This is a genomic window from Rhizobacter sp. P3_B12 (genome assembly GCF_056402895.1).
In genome coordinates, this window is the sequence record NZ_JBFUGN010001512.1 from 1 (window position 1) to 957 (window position 957).

The 957-nt window shown below is 66.7% G+C and carries 1 pseudogene; it reads left to right on the forward strand.

Annotated elements, in window-relative coordinates:
- A pseudogene (locus AC1D01_RS36520) lies at positions 1-957 on the forward strand (hypothetical protein); the annotation flags it as partial.

Genomic DNA, 957 nt, shown 5'->3' on the forward strand with positions numbered 1-957 from the left:
GCCGGCCGGCACGGTGCTGTGGCAGGGGCTGGCTTACAACGCGTGGGACGGCCTGGAGCAACAGAAGTACAGCAACGCGGTGGTGAGCAGGTCCGGCTACGAAGCATCGACGGGCCGCGTCAGCAGCTTGACGACGGGCAAGGCCAGCGCCACCGATGTGCTGAACCACGGCTACGTGTGGGACAGCCTGGGCCGGTTGACGAATCGCAACGATGCGAACGGGGATGGCGCAACCGGCGCGGTGACCGAGAACTTCGAGCACGACGCGCTCGGGCGGCTGCAGCGCTACACGGTGGCTGCTCCTGCGATCAGCGGCTTGGTGCGCACGGTGAGCCTGCAATACAACGCGCTGGGCAGCATCCTCTACAAGAGCGATGTTGGGGTGTACAGCTACGGTGCCCAAGGTGCGAACGCAGTGCGGCCGCATGCGGTGCAGAGCATCGAAGGCGCAGCCGCCAACACCTACGGCTTCGATGCGAACGGGAATATCGCGAGCGCGACGGCGGGAAAGTACCGCGGGACCACCTACACCGGCTTCAACCTGCCGGACAGTCAAGCCGGTGTGCAAGGGCCAGCAGGCGGCCCGAGCTACGTGTGGAGCTATGACGAAGACCACGCACGCATCCGCGAAGTGCGGACGATCCCGAGTGGCACCAACGCCGGCACCCGAACGACGTGGTACCTGCACCCTGACAACACCGGTGGCTTGGCCTTCGAGAGCGAGGTCAACKCRCCGACGASYCCRAGCGCAGCGAACCCWGCMGTSACMARCAACCGCCACTACCTGAGCGCCGGCGGCCAGAGYCTCGGYGTGCTGGTCACCACYGGAGCGCTGCCRKCACTCGGCGCSACSCAGACCGCACCGCCCGTSCAGTCGAGCCTGAGCGCGGTGAAGCTGGAGTACTGGCACAAGGACCACCTGGGCAGCATCGCAGCGACAACGGACCACAACGGCGA